Raw genomic sequence first — 19,756 nt, 5'->3', positions numbered from 1 at the left:
TTTTAATATTAGTGCAACAACAGTTCGCTTTTTAATCAGAAATGATAAAAATAGTCATTTTTTATATAAACATGGTTGTAAAAGCATCAATTTATCTAAAATTTTCTCGTCTTGATTCTTTTCTTGCCATCTAAGTGGGCGACAATCAATATATTCACAGTATCCACCCTCTCCTTGCAGACACTGTTCATTCCAGCTTAATTGATATTGAAAGCTTCCCACATATCCCGCCGCCAAACCAAACTTATAGTCACCTCGGCTTTGTGCATAAAGTTCAAAAATTATTTTTCTATTTTTCTCACATTGCCAAGAAAACTCCCTAGGCAAGTACATCTCTTTACCATTCGGTGTTTTAACCTTTGGATAAACTCGGTGGATATGTAAATTTACGTCTTCTGTAAAACTTTCAACAGGCTTCCCAAATTCTTGAATATCTAATCTTGAACATAGGATGATATTCCACTGATTTCTTATTTGTAAGAATGTAAGCTGCGTCGTTTCATTTAAGTTAATAATTTGGCACGTATAGAAACATAAAGATAAGAACGGCAAGTGCAAAGCTCGCGCGTGTTTAAATCGCCCCAACCCTTCAATTTGATATTTATGTCCTTTATAAAAAATTTCACCTTCACATATACATAGTGTTGACCAATAGTCAGAAACGCCCCACTGCAAAGCAGAGGTATTAGATATATTTTCTGGAATCTGAATTGTAAGATCACACCCCATTTCCGAGTCTAATCGCTGAAGGCGAATCATGGGAATTTGCCATTGAATCAGGTCGGTTTTATCAAATTGATATAGCGCCGAATCAAACTGGCATTGGCGTCGAATAGAATATGTTTTTAAATGTCCCACACTATGTTGGCTATTACTTACAAGCACTGTTGCAGTGTCGATAGCTGAAGTTGTAATGCTATGGGTGTTATAACACAGAGGAATACGTGGCTGTCCCACTAAACTAATATAATTAAAATAACGAAGTGGGGTTGGTAAATTTGGAAGGATCAAGCCTTGATAAACAATTTTAAAAAAGCCACGAGAAGGTTGATAAACAACCCCCTCTTTAGCATTAGGGCCCAGCTGCTGTAATTGATTAATTTCACTTATCAACTTAGGCATACTGAACCTCTTCTATTTTATGTTTTTAGTGTTTCATTACTCTTGCGTGCAAATAAAGTCGTAACAAAACCAGATAGAGCATAGATAATTGAAACTGTCAAAATGCCCATTGGAATATTATAAGTGATTGCCGCAAAAATCAGTACTACTGGCAACATAACTACAAAAGGAACGCGTTTACGATCCATCTGCTTGAAAGAATAATATTTAATATTGGAAATCATGAGTAATCCCACAATTACCATAAGAACAGCATTAATAGTTTGAATCGCAATATCACGTAAATCAAAAATGAAAGGATAATCGCGAGCAACCCAGACGAGTGAAATAATGATAATAGCAGCGAGTGGACTTGCAATGCCGATAAAATAACGCTTATCAACAACGCCAATTTGCACATTAAAACGCGCTAGTCGGAAGGCTGCGCAGGCTGTATAGACAAAACAACAAGCCAAACCAATACGGCCTAAATCATGCAAACTCCAGCTATACATCAGCATTGCTGGAGCCACACCAAAAGCTAACAAGTCTGAGAGAGAATCATATTGTTCGCCAAAAGCGCTTTGTGCGCCAATTGCTCGAGCAACTCGACCATCTAAGCCATCTAATAGCGCTGCAATAAAAATGGCATAGATCGCTTGGTTAAAATCCCCATTCATACTTGCAATGATGGAATAGAAACCGGACAACAGAGCAGCGGTTGTAATTAAGTTAGGCCAAAGATAAATACCTCGGCGCTTCACTTTTTGTCCTTCCGGATTATCTTCTTCTTCAACCACTTCAAATGTAATCCCATCAAATGAATGTTCATTATGAGTTAAATCTTGCTCTGGTTTAGGCGCATTTGTCATTATTTTCTATTCCAAACATGTGCATTGATTTAAGTTAACTGTTACTCACCTACCAACCAGCGAACAGCAGCATGACCACCAGTTTCTTGCATGCGAAGATGCGGGAATAACCACTGTAGTGCTTGGTCTGCTTGTTCAGAGAACTGCCAAGGTGGGTTAATCACTAATAGACCACAACCATTTAGACCTACAGGTGTGTCATCTGGCCATACACAAATTTCACAAACTAACTGACGGCGGATGCCCGTTTTAAACATTTTCTTTTCAAAACGCTCAATCATCGCTCGGTCTTTGATTGGATACCAAACTGCAAAAACGCCTGTTGGCCATTTTTTATAAGCTTGTTGTAAAAGTTCAACTAATTGCGGAAAGTCTTTACGTTCTAATTCGTAAGGAGGGTCGATCATAACCAGACCGCGCTTTTCTTTTGGCGGAATTACGCCAAGCAAGCCTTCATATGCATCGCGCTCATGTAAACCTGCACGTTTATCACGAATGTTATGACGTAATTGCTGAAATACATCGCGCTGCATTTCAAATATAGTCGCTTTGTCGATTTCACGCATGCCTTGAAGGGCAAACCAAGGAGAACCAGGATAACTTCCCTTACCTTCTTCAGAACGCAATTGTTCGACTAACTTCAAATATTGTTGGATTGCTTCAGGTGCCTGACGCTTTTCCATTTCAGATAGTTGAACTAGACGATGAATGCCTGTGAGAAATTCTCCAGACTTTTGTGCAGGTGCCAGAGATAAATCATATTTGCCTGCCCCTCCATGCGTATCGATATAACGATAAGGTTTATCTTTAGCATTTAAACGGTTGAGAAGCTGTAGCAAAAGCACATGCTTCATAACATCTGCAAAGTTGCCCGCATGGAAATGGTGACGGTAATTCATGTTGACTTTAATTCCTCAATTCAACAAATAGTTTAACATGAAAAAAATATTCTTTCGTAAGGTTGTGATCATCTAAAATAGAGCTGCTTGATATTTTTACGATCTACCCGAGGTTATATGCACTCTCACTCACTTCCTGATTCATGGAATTTGGATCAAATTTTAGATGATTTAAATGCGCATGGCTTTGCCATTATAAATCAAGCATATCCAGATCAATATCGCGCACAGGTTTCTCAAGAATGTAGCCATCATATGAATGAATTTAGAGAAGCAGGCATTCAAAACGGCGTCGTAAGTAATATTCGTAGTGACCATATTCTCTGGATTAATGATCGGCTCCCTATTGCTCAGCAACATATTGAAACCTTAACTTTATTTTCACAAAGTCTAAATCAAGCATTCTATTTAGGTATTAAAGAGTTTGAAGCTCATTTTGCTCGTTATAATTTGGGTGAATTTTATGCTTTACACCGAGACAATCCTCAACAAAAAAATGATCGTATTATCTCAACTGTCTATTATCTACATCCAGAATGGCAAGAAGATTGGGGTGGACAATTGCGACTACAAGATAAAAATGAGAAATGGCATATTGTTAATCCTGAACCCAATCGACTGGTAATATTTCAAAGTGATTTATTACATGAAGTATTAATTTCAAAACAACAAAGACTCTCTATTACAGCTTGGCTTCGTAGTGGAAATTCCATTTGGGTCTAAAGGTTACTCTTTAAATTTGCTAAATGAACCCGATATAAGAGCTATTGATTAAAAAAGGTGATGGCGTATGTCTATTGAAAGTAAAACAATTGTGAACCGAATTGGTGAAACAGACCAACTTTATTTGACTGAAAATACGCCTGAGCTTGCTTTAGAGCGTGCTGAGTTACGCATGCAACTTGTAGTATTAAGTCGTGTTCGCCAAGAACAACTTCATTTCTTACAAGAAGCTATTGTTCTGCTTGAACAAGCTCGTATGGAATATGAAGAAATGCCATTGAGCTTATATCTTAATTTGTCTTTACATTTAGCCAAAGCCTATATGCTTTATTTTGAACTCAATAAAGAAAAACGTTTTGCGCTGATTACTCAACAAATTTTGAAGCCATTAGCACATCATGAACATGCTGATATCTATTTCTTCTTGGCATATGCGTCAGCAGCACGACAAGAGTCAGCATTAACAAGACATTGGTTAACTAAATATTTATCAACGTCTACATGTGATCTTGAATTGCTTCATGGCCAACCTGTATTTGACCTTGTACGTCATGAGCCATGGTATAAAGATAAATTAAAAGTAAAGACACATTAAACTCTTAATGCAATAAAGCCTGTTTTACGTATTACTTGTAAAACAGGCTTTATTTTTTGAACTTATTTTTTCACACTGTCTTCATGCAGTTGTTCATTAAGCTCATCAATCACCACAATCCACTCATCATCTTTTTCCCAATGACTCTTCAAAAAATCGCTTTGACCTTTTGACCAAAAAGAGGCTTCATGTAATTTTTGCTCGGCTGGCAATTGATGTGTTTTGATAAAGTTTTCAATACTTTCTTCATCAGAATCTAAACCCAACTGATCAAATAAAAGCTCTAAAGTCGGTTGCTGTTCAAACATTGTTATTCTCCTATAACTTCTTTTAAATCATCTATTAACTAATCTAACAATAAAACGTTTTTACTTGCATGATAGTGTCTATATTTTCTTGTTGCTTTTTGTGTTTGCTTTTTCAGAATTCAATAAAAAAGCACTCTAAAGAGTGCTTTTTTTAACTCATCAAGTTGATGAATTATTTTACCATGTCAGCAATTGCTGCACGCTCTTCTTCAAGCTCGTTTAGAGTGAAGTTGATACGCTCACGGCTGAATTCATCGATTTCTAAACCTTGAACGATTTTGTATTCACCGTTTTCAGTTGTAACAGGGAAACCGAACATAACGCCTTCAGGAATACCATAAGAACCATCAGATGGAATACCCATAGTTACCCATTTGCCGTTTGTACCAAGCGCCCAGTCACGCATATGGTCAATTGCAGCGTTAGCAGCAGAAGCAGCAGAAGACAAACCACGCGCTTCGATGATCGCAGCACCACGTTTACCAACAGTTGGAAGGAATACGTCTTTGTTCCAAGCTGGATCGTTGATTTTGTCTTTTAAGCTTTCACCATTTGCAGTTGCAAAACGGTAGTCAGCATACATTGTTGGAGAGTGGTTGCCCCAAACTGTTAAGTTTTCGATATCAGCAACTGCAACACCAGCTTTTTGAGCAACTTGAGTCAACGCACGGTTGTGGTCAAGACGCAACATCGCTGTGAAGTTTTTCGCTGGAAGATCTGGAGCAGATTTCATTGCGATGTAAGCGTTAGTGTTAGCAGGGTTACCTACAACTAATACTTTAACGTTACGGCTAGCAACTTCGTTTAATGCTTGACCTTGGCCGATGAAAATTTCACCGTTAACTTTTAACAAGTCAGCACGTTCCATACCAGGACCACGTGGACGAGAACCTACCAATAACGCGTAGTCAGCATCTTTAAATGCAACTTTCGGATCATCAGTCCCGATCATGCCAGCCAATAAAGGGAAAGCACAGTCATCAAGTTCCATCATTACGCCTTTAAGCGCTTGTTGTGCTTTTTCAACTGGAACTTCAAGCAATTGTAAAATAACAGGTTGATCTTTACCTAACATTTCACCGCTTGCGATACGGAATAATAAGCTGTAACCAATTTGACCTGCAGCGCCAGTCACGGCAACACGAACGGGTTGCTTCATGTAATTGTCTCCAATGAGTGTCCTTAATCGGGCTAAATAGGAATTCCATCTAACCAAATCATCATAAACGGCAAAGATTGTACTCTAAAGATTTGGCAGATGCATGTAAAAGCGACTCGTTTTCACCAAAAGTCTGATAGAAAATACAAATTAATCTTTACAAATAGATTCAATGTATGGTCAGCATTTCCTTACGAAATGTTCGTAAACTTTAATAACTACCTTTAATCATGATTTCACCAGGGCAATTCGATACCACATGATTTGCACATTGTTTATATTGGCCCTTTACCGTGTAACAAACTTTCACTTCCGTTAAGACCACATCCGAACGTGATAATTGACAACTAAAACGGATACCATTTTGAGGTAAGCTCGGATTAAGACGTACAAACTGCTGTCTTAAAGCGGATTGCTGCATTTCAACATTTGTTGAACTTGTGAGACTGGCCGGAATTTTTAAACGTTCAGCAAAATTAATAACCGTACGGAAATATTGGCTTGCATTCATAGGAACGCATCCGCCTACACTTTTCCATAGCTGTACACGAGCATTATTATCAGGCATAACCCGAGCTACGACTTTGGCTTGCAATGGAGACAAGGTTGCAGAACTGTCTGTTGAGCAGTTACTTTGGTTTGTTTCTGGCATGAGACCTGTAATTGTCAGTGAATATCCTTCAAGACATTTACGTTGTTTTTGTTTAGAGGGATCTAATGCACATGCGGCAGGTGTCATTTGCACATGCATAACATACCCCTGTAAATTAACAGGTTCGGCATGTAAAACGGAACTCATCAACCCTACTCCCGCACAGATGAGCCACCATGCAAGTTGCAAAATTGAACGAAGTTCCAAATATCTATATTTCATTTAATTAAAACTTGAATATGCCAATTAAAAGAAGATCCATCATCAACCACCTTAAAGTTAAGGCGACGTACGCATTGGGATGACTTTCATACGCTGCGATAACGACTGGGCGCCTTGACCCAATATTACGCCGTAATGTGTTGCATTCGTCATAACGTGCTTGACGTAGTCTCTGGTTTCTAACAATGGAATTGTCTCAGTATATTGGTCAGCCGAAATTGATTGATAGTCCGGCTGCCAACGTCTAGCCCGATTAGGCCCCGCATTATAACCTGCTGTCGCCAAAACAGGGTTATTGCTTAATTGTCCCTGAATCATCGACAAATAAAATGTTCCATATCGAATATTGGTATTCATTTCATTTAATGCAGCCGGATTATAAGTTTCACCCATTTGACGTGCAATCAACTTCGCTGTATCAGGCATAATTTGCATAAGACCACCCGCCCCAACGTGAGAACGCGCAGAAGTAACAAACCGACTTTCTTGACGCATTAAACCATAAGCCCATGCTGGATCAATTCCTGCATTGTAACTATGACTTACGACATTAGTCTTATGTGGAGTCACATAGCGATAAGTATCATTATGCTTATTTGTTGTACGATCTGCTGCATAAATTGCACGATCATACCATCCCATATCATGAGCACGCTTTGCCGCAGCTAAAAGTAGCCCATCATCGTGCTGAAGATAAGCTTGACGAACTGCCCAATTCCACTCTCGATTCGTATAACTTGGATTTGCATTAATACGTCTTAAAGTAAAAGCACGGTTAAAGTGAATATTCTGATCTAAACGTCTTAAATCACTTGCTGTCGGCTGATCATCATAAGGTTGGTGGTTATAACGCTCACCTAAGCGATCTTTTGCTAAAAGGTTATGATAGTCATCACCAGCCTGAGCTAATTTTCTATAAATTTGTTGTGCTGTTGCTTTAGAAGCACTATCACCACGCTGCTCTGTCGCACGAGCAAGCCAATATTGCCAGCGGTCTTCTTGTTTTTGGGTCACGGTCATACTATCAATCGCACGGATTAAGCTTTCCCACGCGCCAAAACGAATCGCCTGACGCGCATAAATTTCAGCTTCTTCCGGACTTAATGGATAACCATAACTTGCATCAAAGTATTGAAGAACTTCACGATTAAAATTATTTTTCATTACCGTGGTGCCACCAATATAGGCTACCGTACGATATAAATATTTTTGTACATTTTGTGGCGTACCTTGGGCAACACGCTGCACATTTGAAAAAGCATTACTTAAGTCATTATTAGCTAAACGCCCTAACGCGAAAATCAAATAAGCATAATCTGCATCATTTGTTTTAGGCGCACTCCATAAATAATTGAGTGGGTTGGCCTGAATTTGGTTAAGCTGAGCCAAAGACAAATTCAAACCCAAAGTCTGTGCTGTAGCAAGCGCCTGCCCAGACAGACCTGCACGCAGCTGTACCCACAGACGCTGTTGTTTATCTTGTGCGCTCATTAAAGGACTAGATAACATCATGCGCCCTAAACCTAAGCAAGATTCTGGTTGTGACTCAGTTGCTAACCAAACATCTTTATATTCAGCAAAAACTAATGCATCACCACTTCTCGCCCGCACCTGTGCCAAAGCACAATTTTCGGCTTGGTCGGGGTTGGTGACATAAGATAAGACGGGTTGTGCAGATGCAAAGTCAGCTTGTTTAACTTTTTCTTCAACATAATCGGCTGCTAATTTTTCAGCCATTGCTGATTGTGGATAGCGTTGAGCAAAGCTTACGATAGAGGCAGTAGGTTGAAAGCCAAGGTTTGTATTAAGTTTCCAATATTCTGGATAGTATCCCAACACATCATTTTGCATAGCAAGCTGATATTGGTCTAATAACGCTGTATTACCACTATTTGCAGCATTTAGTGCATCATTAAACTGCTCTTCGGCAGCATAGGTAAATGAACAACCAAGTAAACACATAGCTCCTAACCAGCTACGATGCATATATTTATTTTTCATTACACGACTATGGATTGATGAGCTCTTTCTACTTGGTCTCATATATATGCTAAACCCTGACTATTCACCTTCAACGCATAGTTTAATTATTCTTCGTGCTTTCTTTTGTTGTGTTATGTAACTCTATGATTCAACATCATTAAAATTCACCTAATTTACTTCACAAAAACTGTGTCATGTTCTGAAAGTTTACTGTTATCGGTTCAGCTCAAATACTGCTATAATAGATGGTTTGACCCATTTTGGGCCAATTTATTCTTTTTTAGATCGATCTGTTAGGAGCCTGCATGACGGTTCAAACCTTCATTCCCAATGGTGCCAAAGCTGCCTCAGAAAACACTGTTACCCAGCCAACGCACACCACTGATGTTTCAATAAAAAAACTTTATATTGAAACTCAAGGGTGTCAAATGAATGAGTATGACAGTCACCGTATGGCAGACCTTTTAGGGGATTCTCACGGTTACGTTTTGACGACCAACCCTAATGAAGCAGACATTCTGCTCATGAATACGTGTTCTATTCGCGAAAAAGCGCAGGAAAAAGTATTTAGTGAATTAGGTCGCTGGCGCAAACTAAAAGACAAAAATCCTGATCTTGTGATTGGTGTCGGTGGGTGTGTTGCGTCTCAAGAAGGTGACAACATTCAAAAACGTGCGCCTTATGTAGACATGATTTTTGGTCCACAAACATTACACCGTTTACCGCAAATGCTTGATCAACATAATGCTCAAGTAGAAAAACCTAAAAAAGATAAAATCAAACTGGTTGATATTTCTTTCCCAGATATTGAAAAATTCGACTTTTTACCCGAACCACGTGTAGAAGGCTTTAAAGCATTCGTTTCTATTATGGAAGGCTGCTCTAAATACTGTTCTTTTTGCGTAGTTCCTTACACACGCGGTGAAGAAGTTTCTCGTCCATTAGATGATGTACTTGCAGAAATTGCAGGTCTTGCGGAAAAAGGTGTCCGTGAAATTTCACTTCTGGGTCAGAATGTAAATGGATATCGCGGAGAAACCTTTGAAGGTGGTATCTGTACCTTCCCTGAATTGTTACGACTCGTTGCAGAAATTCCAGGTATTGGACGTTTACGTTATACAACATCGCATCCACTTGAGTTCTCTGACGAGCTAATTCAGTGTTATGAAGATTTGCCTCAAATGGTGTCGCATTTACACTTACCTGTTCAAAGTGGATCAAATGATGTTTTACAGGCAATGAAGCGAAATCATACGATTGATGTTTATATCGACAAGATTGCCAAATTAAGAAAAATACGTCCAGATATGCATTTATCGAGTGACTTTATTATTGGTTTCCCTGGTGAAACCGATGAAAACTTCGCCGAAACACTTCAATTTATCAAAGACTTAGATTTTGATCACTCGTATAGTTTTGTTTATTCAAAACGTCCAGGTACACCTGCATCAGACTTGCCTGATACTACGCCTGAGCACGTTAAGAAAGAGCGTTTAGCTCAAGTTCAGAAAGTGATTAAACAGTCTAGCATTGAAAAAACTGATGCAATGCTTGGCAAAATTGAACGTGTTCTTATTGAAAAAGTTTCGGACCAAGACCCTAATATTTTACTAGGTACAGCCGATAATACACGTCTAGTTACTTTTGTAGGTGATGCTTCTTGGGTAGGACGTTTTGCAGAGATCGAGATTACTGAAATTAAAACTTTAAATTTAGTTTACGGTGAGCTCTTGAATCTTGAGCCTGACGTGGCGTAATGTAGAGGTATTCTAAAGTCTACTGAAAGGTTTTCTCTTGACTGCAGCGATTCGACGTACCGTAACATTTCCTGAAATTTCAATGGAACGTTTAAAGAGCATCTTGGGTGCCTATAATGGGCACCTTAAGCAAATTGAACAGCGTTTAGATGTCAAAATTACTCATCGTGGAGATGTTTTTCATATCGATGGTGAGATAGATGCTGTTGGGAGAGCCGAGGCATTATTGCAACGACTCTACGAAGAGTCTGAGGTATCCCAGCAAATCAGTGCGGATCTGTTGCATCTGTTAATCCAATCTTCTCAAACTGAACGTAATTTCGAGTTAGTTGGAGAAGAGATGGATGAACATGATGCACCAATGGATGTCTATTTCCAGACTCGAAAAGGGCGTATTAACCCACGTGGTGCCAATCAAAAACGCTATGTACAGCGTATTTTGCAAAGCGATATTTCTTTTGGTGTTGGCCCTGCGGGTACAGGTAAAACCTATTTAGCAGTTGCCGCCGCAGTAGATATGCTGGAACGTAATGAAATCCAACGGATTTTACTTGTACGTCCTGCTGTAGAAGCTGGGGAAAAGTTAGGTTTTCTACCAGGTGATTTAACTCAGAAAATCGACCCATACCTACGCCCTCTTTACGATGCTCTTTACGAAATGCTCGGCTTTGAAAAAGTTGCCAAGTTAATCGAGCGTCAAGTGATTGAAGTTGCACCTCTTGCATATATGCGTGGTCGTACACTTAACCATTCATTTGTAATTTTGGATGAGGCTCAAAACACAACGCCTGAACAAATGAAAATGTTCTTGACCCGTTTAGGTTTTGGTTCTCGTGCAGTGATTACAGGTGACATTACCCAAGTAGATTTACCTCGAGGCCAACAATCTGGTTTAGCACATGCACTACGTGTACTCGAGAATATTAAAGAAATTCATATTACCCGTTTCCATTCCCGTGATGTTGTACGTCATCAACTTGTTCAAAAAATTGTTGAAGCGTATGAAGGATGGGATGGTGAACAACAGCGTCTTAATGCTGAAGCACGTGCTGAACGCAAAGCACGTCAAGAAGCATTAGTTGCTGAAAACGATACAGCAGCAGACTTGCAACATCAGGATGCTTAAGGATTCATTTTGAAAATCAGTTTAAGTTTACAACAAGACTTTCAATCACCTGAGTTAGAGCTCAAACGAGCTCAACTCAAAAAAATTATTGAGACAACTTTACGCCACGTTGGTTATAAAGAAGATTGTGAAATTGGGGTTGCTTGCGTTGATCTGGACGAAAGTCAGCAACTCAACTTGCAGTACCGAGAAAAAGATAAACCGACTAATGTTTTATCTTTTCCAAGTGATATTCCCGAAGAAGTTTTACCAATGCTAGATGCCTTACCTCTAGGTGATTTAGTTATTTGTATTCCGGTGGTATTACAAGAAGCATTAGAGCAGAAAAAAACTGCCCAAAATCATTTTGCACATCTATTAGTTCATGGTGTTTTACATTTACTCGGTTATGACCACGAAACTAGTGATGAAGATGCTGAAGAGATGGAAGGCTTAGAAATTGAAATTTTAGCAAAACTTAATATTTCAAATCCTTATCAGGAATAATGCGATGATTCTTAAAATGTGGATATCCTAAAAGCTATCCACATTTTTTTAATTAGTGAACCTCAAATTCAGCTTCCGCTGGATCAAAACGCCAAGTACGAACAATACGCAACTCCGAAATATCTTTCATATTTGCATCAAAATGCCCAAATGGCGCACCGCGACGTACTGAAGACTTTGCAGCCTCATCAAGTATTGAATGCCCTGAGCTTTCAAGCAAACGGATTGCACGAATTCCGCCTTGAGCGTTCAAAATCACCATTAAACGAACTTCACCTTTGAGCTGCTGTTGTTTCGCTTCTTCGGGATAATAGCGATTACCGTAAAGCTCTACTTTTTCACGAAACTTATCTAAATAAGCAGCCGAGGCATCTTTCTTCGCTTGAATTCCATCTACTGTTTTTATTTTTTGCTGGCGACTAAAATCTTGTCTACGTTGCAAATATTGTGCTTCAAGGCTTGCAACCATCGCAGCTTTTGCTTGAAATTGACTTTGTAGTTGTTCTAATTCTTTTTTTCTTTGACTTGCATCAGCTTGTTTCTGCCAACTTAAAACCGTCATTAGAACTTTTTCTTCAAATTTAAGCTCTCGTTGTTGCTGAATCTTTTGCAAAGTTTCTAACTCTGCATTCCCCGTTGAAGCATCATTAAGCATCGGATTTGGAGTATCACTAGAAGTCCGGTGAGCCTCACGAAATGCACCTGAACCCTGCTGGTCTGCTTGTGCCAAAAAATCTGCCTGAACAACTGGCTCATTGGTTGGTCGAATTGAAATTGCAATTTCTTTAGTAGACTGCTCTGATGGGCTAGGCATAGCAAAGTTAATGAGCAATACAAGAATATGCAGTAAGATTGCTAATATTGTTGCAGCAATAAAGACTTGGTCTTTCCACCAATAATGAAAAGACTCTATAGATAGACTTCTTTTGTTCAACATAATCTTAAAAGCATATAAATGCCTTTTCCCCACGGTTTAATACCGAATAAAACATAAACTGATATTCAAATCTGGATAAAAGTGTGATTCACTTCAAATATAGGATTTTATCCATTTTCATTTTGTCAAAATGTATCAATTAAATTTGTTACACTGCAAGATCAAAACCCGTTTTTTATCATAATAAAGATTGTGTGGGCTCTTTAGTAAATTATCTTCTGGAAGTTCTTTTATGCAAACGCTATTTTCCTCATTAGTCAGACGTCTTCAAAAAGTCTATAAAAAAGCAGAAGCATTCATTGAGGAAGAAAGAGATTTTACATTATCGCAAACCTTTCTGAATGCCACTTTGCAACGTTATGTCACCAATAATGTTGAATTTTTAGATGACCTACATGCTGATCTTTATCATGACTGGTTAAGATTATATGCAACCATGCACGTAAAAGGTTTAGAAACCACATTATCGGTTGATTTAAAACTGATCCAGATGGAATTTAATAAAGAACAACAACTTTTAGTTTTTGAACAAATTAGCAATACACAAATTATCGAGGCGAAATATAAAAACTTTTGGCAAAAAATCGCCGTAAAAGCCGCAGTTTTTTACTACCATAAAATTTTGAAAAAAGATCCATTAGGGATGATTCTTGAACGTTTTAATGTAGCAGAAGAACGCGACGAACTTTTATTCCTTGATCTCAATCGTTGGTTTGGTAAAAAAGCCAGCATCATCGAGACTTTAGGCAAAGTACATGTAAATTATGCAAGAGTTCGTGAAGCTGAGTTAGTCGTGTTTGGAAATGTGAATTTAGCAGCCTTACTTTCTCGTGATCAGGATGACGATTTTGAAGATGAATTAGAAGATTCAGAAATAACGCCAATCCAGCAAAAAGATGAATAAATCGTTATAAATGAAAATTAATTGGCTGCCAAAAAACACAAATAGATTACACATTTAGCATAAATCCTGATTTTTTCTCCATGATCAACAGGCATAATATGTTTAAGTTACAGATGCATCAGCACTGACTTTTTAGTCTGTACAAGGATACTTACTTATGGCAACAAAATTTCTGAAATCATTTGGCATCGCAACAGGTATTTCAACAACTTTGCTTTTTGCAGGCTTCTCAAGTCATGCTCTTGCCATGAGCCCATTTCAGGCAAATTATCAGTTTACTTATAATAACAAGGGTATGGGTACGGCTACACGTGCCTTAAGCCAGCAAGGTAATAACTGGACTTATAATTTCACTGCAAAAGCAGGTGGAATTGCTTCTGCAAGTGAAACAAGTAAATTCAGTTTCACTAATGGCAAAATCGGGTCTCAAAGTTTTAGCCGCACCAGCAAAATTTTGATTCATAACAACACTATGAGTATTAACTTCAATCCCAATAGCAAAATCATTTCTACAAAGAAAGATGATAAAGCCCGTTCATTCGCTTGGCAGGCAGGTGTTCTTGATGAGCTAAATGCAGAGTTACAGCTTCGTGAAGACTTAAAAAATGGTTCTCTTAAAGCATCTTACCCCCTTGCAGATGCAAAAGAAGTTGAAAACCGTCGATTTGTAAAACAAGGTAATGAGAAAATTAAAACCTCTTATGGAACATTCGATACCATTAAAGTCGTTTTACAACACAAAAAGCCTGAACGCAGCACAATCTTTTGGCTAGCACCGAAATTAGACTATTTACCTGTTAAAGTAAGCCATATTGATGGTAAAACTTCTTATGGGTTGTTATTAACAAGTTATACAGGTAAGACGAATTAAAGCTTGCATTTTTTTGGATGCTTTTTAAAATACGCATTTGCTTTAAAAAGCATCCGTCTAGAGGATTCTCCCGTGCACGCACTAGAACAGAAAATCTTAACAGAAGGTATCGTTCTATCTGATCAAGTCTTGAAAGTCGACGCTTTCTTAAACCACCAAATTGATCCTGTATTAATGCAGCAGATTGGTAAAGAATTTGCCGCTCGCTTTAAAGATGCAGGGATTACCAAGATTATTACCATTGAAGCATCAGGTATTGCACCTGCAATCATGGCAGGTTTAGAACTTGGTGTACCTGTAATTTTTGCTCGCAAATATCAATCATTGACGTTAAAAGATGATTTATATCGTTCAAAAGTATTTTCTTTTACTAAACAAACTGAAAGTACTATTGCGATTTCAAATAAGCACCTTCATTCAACTGATAAAGCATTAGTTATTGATGACTTCTTGGCGAATGGTCAAGCAGCATTAGGATTGATTGATTTAATTCACCAAGCAAATGCAGAAGTTGTTGGTGTAGGTATTGTGATTGAAAAATCATTCCAACCGGGTCGTGATTTATTGCTAGAAAAAGGCTATAGAGTTGAATCATTAGCACGTGTTCATTCTCTTACAGATGGCAAAGTTACTTTTGTAAAAGAATAAGATGTACACCTAAAAAAGAGCGGATATCCGCTCTTTTTTATTTGCTCAAAATTAATCTAAAAGCTTTTTGGCAACCTCTCCTAAACGTTTGCCTTGAGCTTCACACAAAATCTTTTCATCCTGACTTAAGTTTTGGTCATGACGCGGTCCACTTACATGGCTTGCGCCATAAGGTGTTCCACCTGTTTTAGTGTTAGATAATGCTGGAATTGCATTTGGTAATCCCATAATCATCATCCCATGATGAAATAACGGCGGTAACATAGTGAGTAAAGTACTTTCTTGCCCACCATGCATTGAACCAGAAGAAGTAAAAACACAAGCAGGTTTATTATGTAATGCCCCGTTGAGCCAAAGACTCGTCGTTTGATCCCAAAAATATTTCATTTCACTTGCCATATTGCCAAAACGGGTAGGCGAACCTAACGCCAAACCTGCACAATTCGCTAGATCATCTAAGGTACAGTAAATATCCCCTTCTTCTGGAATGCTTGGCTCAGCGATTGTGACGACTGGAGCAATATTTGGTACTGTCCGAATTTTCACTGACATACCCGCAGACTCAACACCATTGGCAATTAAATGAGCCATTTCTTTAGTAGAACCATATTTGCTGTAATAGAGTACAAGAATGTAAGGTTGCATCGGTTTCATAAATTTTGTTAAAAAGAACACTATACGGGATTTTTTATTTTTTTGGCGAAACCAATTTTATGAAATTCTAGCGGTGATTGATGCTGTAGCACAAAAGATAACGCGAGCAAATTTCTTGAACTCGTCGGGTAAAAGGTTTATCTACTTTTGGTAAACCCTTGCCCAGACAACAGAAAGCCTACTTTTTTGAAAAAAGTTTATGGCTACAATTCTTTATATAGCACCTAGTAAACTTACAGAATGTCTTTCATTCTATAAGTTATTGTTTTGCTCTAATCTACTATTTGAGTATTTAAGCTCATACTTTGATAAGTTATCAATCGCCCAACATGATGATTAAAAAAATCGGGATAGACAACGCATGTTACAACGTTTTTTAAGTAAGCTTCCTTTTTATAATAAGACCTGGTTTCAGTTCGTTTTATATGTATTTAAGCGTTTTGAAGCTGATCGGTGCCGCGAACAAGCTGGGTCTCTCACTTATACAACGCTATTCGCCGTTGTGCCAATGTTAACTGTCTTTTTAGTAATTATTTCTTCCATTAAAGCGTTAGAACCCGCAAGACAACAGCTCCAACATTTAATTTATAGTAATTTTTTACCAAAGAGCACGATCGCATTTGATAAAGCGCTAAATGCTTTTACAGAAAAATCTAGCAACTTAACCGTTATTGGTGTGCTGTTTTTATTCGTCACTACAGTTTTAATGCTCACCTCGATTGAAACTGTCTTTAACCGTATTTGGCGCGTTAAAGAAACCCGTAGTGGCATTATGGGCTTTATGCGTTACTGGACGATCATCTCCTTAGGCCCAATTATTTTAGGAAGCGCATTCGTCATTTCATCTACAGTTGCCTCAATGAATGTTCTTAGCAATAACTTTGCTGGCTATCAACTTGATGGAGCGTTCATACTCTGGTTTATTTCTTTTCTATTAACTATTGTTGGTTTTTTCATTTTGTACTGGACGATTCCAAATCGAACAGTGCCTATATATTCAGCAGGTATAGCTGCTTGCTTAAGTGCTGTACTTTTTGAAATACTCAAAAACTTTTTTAGCTTTGTAATGTCAAATTTTACTAGCTATGAACTTATCTATGGTGCATTTGCAGCAGTACCCATTTTCCTTCTATGGATCTTTCTTTCTTGGAATATTATTTTATTAGGAGTAGAAGTAAGTTTTGCTTTAACTGCATTTCATTCAGGTAAAGAGCAAAAACGGCACCCTGTTCTAATGTTATTAGATGTTCTTGAGTTATTTTATAAAAAGCAAAAACTCGGTGAAAGCGTAAGTGACAAAGAAGCTTTAGAAATTTTAGGGCGTGGAGAAATTGGCCGTTGGCCAGCTTATGTACTTTTACTTGAAGAACAAAATTTGGTTAAACGCACCGATAAAGATGAATATGTTCTAGCACGCAATTTGTCCCAAGTTGATTTCTGGAGTTTTTTTACAGCACTTCCATACCCATTACCTTTACGTCAAGATGTTCAAAATATACACGATGACGATGAGTGGATGGAAAAAATTGGACCAGCTCTTGTCGAGTCTAATGATTATTTAGCTGCCAAACTTTCTATTCCACTTTCAACAATTTTTGAAGAGAAATAATACAACAGAGCCATTCAATAATATAAACATTCATTCCTAACCAATAAAAAACCCTATTATTGAAAAATAATAGGGTTTTTTATTAGCAACTTAGAATAAGTTATGCTTTTACAAAAGTTTCCCATGAAAAATCTTGCGTTGCCCCTTTTAATGTCATTTTCAACTGATCACCTGCATGTAATGGTCCAACCCCAGCAGGTGAACCTGTCATAATCACATCACCCGGTTCTAGTGAAAATACCTGATTAATATCAGTTAACAGATCACCAATAGTAAACATTAATAGTGCAGTATTTCCATCTTGACGTAATTCATCATTAATATGGAAAGTGAATTTGGTCTTTTGCCAATCTGTAATTTCGCTCAAATCGACCCAGTCTGCCAAAACACAAGCACCATCAAAAGCTTTAGCACGCTCCCATGGGTGGCCTTTACTTTTCAGATCATTCTGTAAATCACGCATTGTTAAATCAAGGCCTAAAGTCACTGCCCCAACCGCTTTTAAAGCTTTTTCAGGGTCAGTTTCACCTTTCAAAGGTTGATCAATACGTAAAACCAATTCACACTCAAAATGACAACTGCCCCAAGCCGGATTCCAAGAAATACCGTCATTTAAACCAATCAAGCTACTAGGCGGTTTAATAAATAATATAGGCCTTTCAGGCATAGCATTATTTAATTCTTTGACATGATCGGCGTAACTTCTGCCCACGCAAACGATTTTTGAAGGACGTGTATTCATGAGGCTTCCTTTGTTGTTGCAGCTAATAATTCTAAAAATTTATTTCTTAAATGTATTTTCAAATATGGTTTGATCTGAAACCTGTGCAAAGGCACGCTTTGGTACAATAATTACAGTTTTATTCTTTAGCTCAAGCATGTAGGTCAACTTACCTTTAGCAAAAGTTTGTACATCCGCATACTGCACTACTTGCTTACGGCCATTAGCATATAGTTCAAAATAATCTTGATATAGATCGATTCCCTGCTCACTCTTTCCAAATTGGTAACGAACAAATTGACGCTTAAATAACATAGGTAAAAGCCAGTAACGCATCAGGCCTTGCATCACCAGAAAAAATACGCCTAACCCGACATAATATCGTCCAACACCAGAGAGACCTAAATAAAATCCCCAAATAATAATTGCGATACTAATTGCAGGTGTAAGAAAACGGGTAAATTGCTTTTTCCCAAATGTCACTAATGAAAATCCATCTTGTGACTCTTCTAAATTCAAATAGTAACGTAAAGATAAAGCTGTTTTTTGCTCAGTCATTGCACTGCATCAATACTCAATAAATCGAAACTATTAGAGCATATTCATTTCAGCTTTAAAATGAATCAAAGGCTATTTTTTATTTTGTTTAAAAGTAGAGCTTATTATGAGATTCGAAGATCAACTACGTTGCATATATAGAACGTAGATTCATATTTTTTGAGCTTATTTCAGTTTTTAAAATTTCTACCATAAGAGCATTACCTTCTTAGTGGAATGTCTCATGTCTTTCTTTGCAAAATTATTTGGCTTAAATCAAAAAGCAACAGTCTCAAAAGATGTGGTTACTCAAGCCACTCAAGAGTCCCCTCTTTTCAATCAGCCAAGCTTTTTAGAATTAATTAAAAAACGTCGTTCTATTTATTCGATCGGGAAAAACTTACAACATACTCCTTCGGAGATTGAAGGGTTAATTCAAGAAGCGGTCAAACATAGCCCTTCAGCATTTAACTCTCAGTCATCTCGCATTGTAATTTTATTTAATGAGTCTCATCAAAATTTCTGGGATATTGTTTTAGATGTATTAAAAACTATTGTTCCTGCCGAAGCACTGGCTGGAACTGAACAAAAAATTCAAAGTTTTGCAGCGGGTGCTGGTACAGTTTTATTTTTTGAAGACCAAGATGTGATTAAAGGTCTACAAGAGCAATTTGAATTATATGCTGATAATTTCCCAGTTTGGTCTGAACACTCAACAGCAATTGCACAATTTGCAGTATGGAATGTATTGGCTGAGCAAGGTATTGGAGCTTCTTTACAACATTACAACCCAATTATCGATGAGAAAATTAATGCTGCTTTTGATATTCCTGCGCAATGGAAACTAAGAGCCCAATTAGTATTTGGTTCAATTGAAGGCGAAGCAGGTGAAAAAGCTTTTATTGAAGACGAAAGCCGTTTTAAAACATTTGGCTAATTTTTTTCAACTTCAAATCATTTAAGAGCTGGTTGCCATGAGCACTAGCTTTTAA

General features: G+C 37.8%; 20 protein-coding genes and 1 pseudogene. 10 read left to right on the top strand and 11 right to left on the bottom strand.

Features of this window, described 5'->3' with window-relative positions; translation table 11 throughout:
• Window positions 1–35: 35 nt before the first annotated feature.
• The 3 genes and pseudogenes from AC52J8_RS02455 to AC52J8_RS02445 form a co-directional block, all read right to left on the bottom strand.
• A pseudogene (locus AC52J8_RS02455) lies at window positions 36–1,122 on the bottom strand (DUF6670 family protein).
• Between the two features lie 17 nt (window positions 1,123–1,139).
• Window positions 1,140–1,973: a CDP-diacylglycerol--serine O-phosphatidyltransferase gene (pssA, locus tag AC52J8_RS02450; protein WP_002119541.1), complete on the bottom strand. Its 834-nt coding sequence runs from the start codon at window positions 1,971–1,973 to the stop codon at window positions 1,140–1,142.
• 41 nt (window positions 1,974–2,014) lie between these two features.
• Window positions 2,015–2,872, bottom strand: coding sequence for a 23S rRNA (adenine(2030)-N(6))-methyltransferase RlmJ (locus AC52J8_RS02445; protein ID WP_002119552.1), 858 nt, complete (start codon window positions 2,870–2,872; stop codon window positions 2,015–2,017).
• Between the two features lie 117 nt (window positions 2,873–2,989).
• On the opposite strand from AC52J8_RS02445, the gene AC52J8_RS02440 reads away from it, so the two are divergent.
• Both AC52J8_RS02440 and AC52J8_RS02435 read left to right on the top strand, forming a co-directional pair.
• A complete protein-coding gene (locus AC52J8_RS02440) occupies window positions 2,990–3,595 on the top strand; it encodes a 2OG-Fe(II) oxygenase (protein ID WP_086399114.1) in 606 nt (201 codons plus the stop codon).
• 67 nt (window positions 3,596–3,662) lie between these two features.
• Complete coding sequence (locus tag AC52J8_RS02435; protein WP_002119538.1) at window positions 3,663–4,190, top strand: hypothetical protein; 528 nt, start codon at window positions 3,663–3,665, stop codon at window positions 4,188–4,190.
• Between the two features lie 62 nt (window positions 4,191–4,252).
• On the opposite strand, the gene AC52J8_RS02430 is transcribed toward AC52J8_RS02435, so the two are convergent.
• The 4 genes from AC52J8_RS02430 to AC52J8_RS02415 form a co-directional block, all read right to left on the bottom strand.
• Window positions 4,253–4,498, bottom strand: coding sequence for a DUF2789 family protein (locus AC52J8_RS02430; protein WP_032004786.1), 246 nt, complete (start codon window positions 4,496–4,498; stop codon window positions 4,253–4,255).
• 172 nt (window positions 4,499–4,670) lie between these two features.
• On the bottom strand, window positions 4,671–5,657 hold the full coding sequence (locus AC52J8_RS02425) for a malate dehydrogenase (protein WP_002119517.1): 987 nt from the start codon (window positions 5,655–5,657) through the stop codon (window positions 4,671–4,673).
• 211 nt (window positions 5,658–5,868) lie between these two features.
• Window positions 5,869–6,531: a ribonuclease T2 family protein gene (locus AC52J8_RS02420; RefSeq protein WP_005804634.1), complete on the bottom strand. Its 663-nt coding sequence runs from the start codon at window positions 6,529–6,531 to the stop codon at window positions 5,869–5,871.
• A gap of 57 nt (window positions 6,532–6,588) precedes the next feature.
• On the bottom strand, window positions 6,589–8,532 hold the full coding sequence (locus AC52J8_RS02415; RefSeq protein WP_086399113.1) for a lytic transglycosylase domain-containing protein: 1,944 nt from the start codon (window positions 8,530–8,532) through the stop codon (window positions 6,589–6,591).
• A 287-nt stretch (window positions 8,533–8,819) separates the two neighbouring features.
• On the opposite strand from AC52J8_RS02415, the gene miaB reads away from it, so the two are divergent.
• From miaB to ybeY, 3 genes are read left to right on the top strand one after another with little or no spacing between them, the layout of a single operon-like run.
• A complete protein-coding gene (gene miaB, locus AC52J8_RS02410) occupies window positions 8,820–10,271 on the top strand; it encodes a tRNA (N6-isopentenyl adenosine(37)-C2)-methylthiotransferase MiaB (protein ID WP_002119558.1) in 1,452 nt (483 codons plus the stop codon).
• Window positions 10,272–10,308: 37 nt separating this feature from the next.
• Window positions 10,309–11,397 carry a PhoH family protein gene (locus AC52J8_RS02405; protein WP_002119513.1) on the top strand — a complete coding sequence of 363 codons (1,089 nt, stop codon included), beginning with the start codon at window positions 10,309–10,311 and terminating at the stop codon, window positions 11,395–11,397.
• 9 nt (window positions 11,398–11,406) lie between these two features.
• Window positions 11,407–11,883 (top strand): rRNA maturation RNase YbeY, encoded by a 477-nt coding sequence (gene ybeY / locus AC52J8_RS02400; RefSeq protein WP_086399112.1) that lies wholly within the window; start codon window positions 11,407–11,409, stop codon window positions 11,881–11,883.
• Window positions 11,884–11,935: 52 nt separating this feature from the next.
• Here ybeY and AC52J8_RS02395 read toward each other — a convergent pair whose 3' ends face one another.
• Window positions 11,936–12,820 (bottom strand): energy transducer TonB, encoded by an 885-nt coding sequence (locus tag AC52J8_RS02395; protein ID WP_086399111.1) that lies wholly within the window; start codon window positions 12,818–12,820, stop codon window positions 11,936–11,938.
• A 232-nt stretch (window positions 12,821–13,052) separates the two neighbouring features.
• Here AC52J8_RS02395 and AC52J8_RS02390 point away from each other — a divergent pair, with 232 nt between their 5' ends.
• The 3 genes from AC52J8_RS02390 to AC52J8_RS02380 all read left to right on the top strand — a co-directional run bounded on the left by AC52J8_RS02390 (window position 13,053) and on the right by AC52J8_RS02380 (window position 15,243).
• On the top strand, window positions 13,053–13,724 hold the full coding sequence (locus AC52J8_RS02390; RefSeq protein ID WP_086399110.1) for a hypothetical protein: 672 nt from the start codon (window positions 13,053–13,055) through the stop codon (window positions 13,722–13,724).
• A 157-nt stretch (window positions 13,725–13,881) separates the two neighbouring features.
• Window positions 13,882–14,595: a DUF3108 domain-containing protein gene (locus AC52J8_RS02385; protein WP_086399109.1), complete on the top strand. Its 714-nt coding sequence runs from the start codon at window positions 13,882–13,884 to the stop codon at window positions 14,593–14,595.
• Window positions 14,596–14,667: 72 nt separating this feature from the next.
• Window positions 14,668–15,243 (top strand): xanthine phosphoribosyltransferase, encoded by a 576-nt coding sequence (locus AC52J8_RS02380; protein ID WP_002119547.1) that lies wholly within the window; start codon window positions 14,668–14,670, stop codon window positions 15,241–15,243.
• A gap of 51 nt (window positions 15,244–15,294) precedes the next feature.
• Here AC52J8_RS02380 and wrbA read toward each other — a convergent pair whose 3' ends face one another.
• A complete protein-coding gene (wrbA, locus tag AC52J8_RS02375; RefSeq protein ID WP_197738964.1) occupies window positions 15,295–15,897 on the bottom strand; it encodes an NAD(P)H:quinone oxidoreductase in 603 nt (200 codons plus the stop codon).
• A 361-nt stretch (window positions 15,898–16,258) separates the two neighbouring features.
• Between wrbA and AC52J8_RS02370 the strand changes: the two genes are divergently transcribed.
• On the top strand, window positions 16,259–17,506 hold the full coding sequence (locus AC52J8_RS02370; protein ID WP_086399107.1) for a YihY family inner membrane protein: 1,248 nt from the start codon (window positions 16,259–16,261) through the stop codon (window positions 17,504–17,506).
• A gap of 100 nt (window positions 17,507–17,606) precedes the next feature.
• Here the strand turns inward: AC52J8_RS02370 and AC52J8_RS02365 are convergent, their stop codons facing one another.
• A complete protein-coding gene (locus tag AC52J8_RS02365) occupies window positions 17,607–18,248 on the bottom strand; it encodes a fumarylacetoacetate hydrolase family protein (protein WP_086399106.1) in 642 nt (213 codons plus the stop codon).
• A gap of 39 nt (window positions 18,249–18,287) precedes the next feature.
• On the bottom strand, window positions 18,288–18,785 hold the full coding sequence (locus AC52J8_RS02360; RefSeq protein ID WP_086399105.1) for a YcxB family protein: 498 nt from the start codon (window positions 18,783–18,785) through the stop codon (window positions 18,288–18,290).
• Between the two features lie 223 nt (window positions 18,786–19,008).
• On the opposite strand from AC52J8_RS02360, the gene AC52J8_RS02355 reads away from it, so the two are divergent.
• A complete protein-coding gene (locus tag AC52J8_RS02355; RefSeq protein ID WP_068930738.1) occupies window positions 19,009–19,701 on the top strand; it encodes a nitroreductase family protein in 693 nt (230 codons plus the stop codon).
• Window positions 19,702–19,756 lie beyond the last annotated feature (55 nt).

This window comes from Acinetobacter sp. S-1, from assembly GCF_059579785.1.
The sequence above is the reverse complement of the archived record's forward strand: the minus strand, read 5'-3'. Positions and strand labels throughout refer to the sequence as shown.

Bases quoted from the DNA above. Each gene is read 5' to 3' on its own strand.
- AC52J8_RS02440 (WP_086399114.1), top strand. From the start codon at position 2,990: ATGCACTCTCACTCACTTCCTGATTCATGGAATTTGGATCAAATTTTA.
- AC52J8_RS02445 (WP_002119552.1), bottom strand. From the start codon at position 2,872: ATGAATTACCGTCACCATTTCCATGCGGGCAACTTTGCAGATGTTATG.
- AC52J8_RS02360 (WP_086399105.1), bottom strand. From the start codon at position 18,785: ATGACTGAGCAAAAAACAGCTTTATCTTTACGTTACTATTTGAATTTA.
- AC52J8_RS02370 (WP_086399107.1), top strand. From the start codon at position 16,259: ATGTTACAACGTTTTTTAAGTAAGCTTCCTTTTTATAATAAGACCTGG.
- AC52J8_RS02425 (WP_002119517.1), bottom strand. From the start codon at position 5,657: ATGAAGCAACCCGTTCGTGTTGCCGTGACTGGCGCTGCAGGTCAAATT.
- AC52J8_RS02395 (WP_086399111.1), bottom strand. From the start codon at position 12,820: ATGTTGAACAAAAGAAGTCTATCTATAGAGTCTTTTCATTATTGGTGG.
- AC52J8_RS02390 (WP_086399110.1), top strand. From the start codon at position 13,053: ATGCAAACGCTATTTTCCTCATTAGTCAGACGTCTTCAAAAAGTCTAT.
- miaB (WP_002119558.1), top strand. From the start codon at position 8,820: ATGACGGTTCAAACCTTCATTCCCAATGGTGCCAAAGCTGCCTCAGAA.
- AC52J8_RS02355 (WP_068930738.1), top strand. From the start codon at position 19,009: ATGTCTTTCTTTGCAAAATTATTTGGCTTAAATCAAAAAGCAACAGTC.
- AC52J8_RS02435 (WP_002119538.1), top strand. From the start codon at position 3,663: ATGTCTATTGAAAGTAAAACAATTGTGAACCGAATTGGTGAAACAGAC.
- AC52J8_RS02430 (WP_032004786.1), bottom strand. From the start codon at position 4,498: ATGTTTGAACAGCAACCGACTTTAGAGCTTTTATTTGATCAGTTGGGT.
- AC52J8_RS02365 (WP_086399106.1), bottom strand. From the start codon at position 18,248: ATGAATACACGTCCTTCAAAAATCGTTTGCGTGGGCAGAAGTTACGCC.
- AC52J8_RS02420 (WP_005804634.1), bottom strand. From the start codon at position 6,531: ATGAAATATAGATATTTGGAACTTCGTTCAATTTTGCAACTTGCATGG.
- pssA (WP_002119541.1), bottom strand. From the start codon at position 1,973: ATGACAAATGCGCCTAAACCAGAGCAAGATTTAACTCATAATGAACAT.
- AC52J8_RS02415 (WP_086399113.1), bottom strand. From the start codon at position 8,532: ATGAAAAATAAATATATGCATCGTAGCTGGTTAGGAGCTATGTGTTTA.
- wrbA (WP_197738964.1), bottom strand. From the start codon at position 15,897: ATGAAACCGATGCAACCTTACATTCTTGTACTCTATTACAGCAAATAT.
- AC52J8_RS02385 (WP_086399109.1), top strand. From the start codon at position 13,882: ATGGCAACAAAATTTCTGAAATCATTTGGCATCGCAACAGGTATTTCA.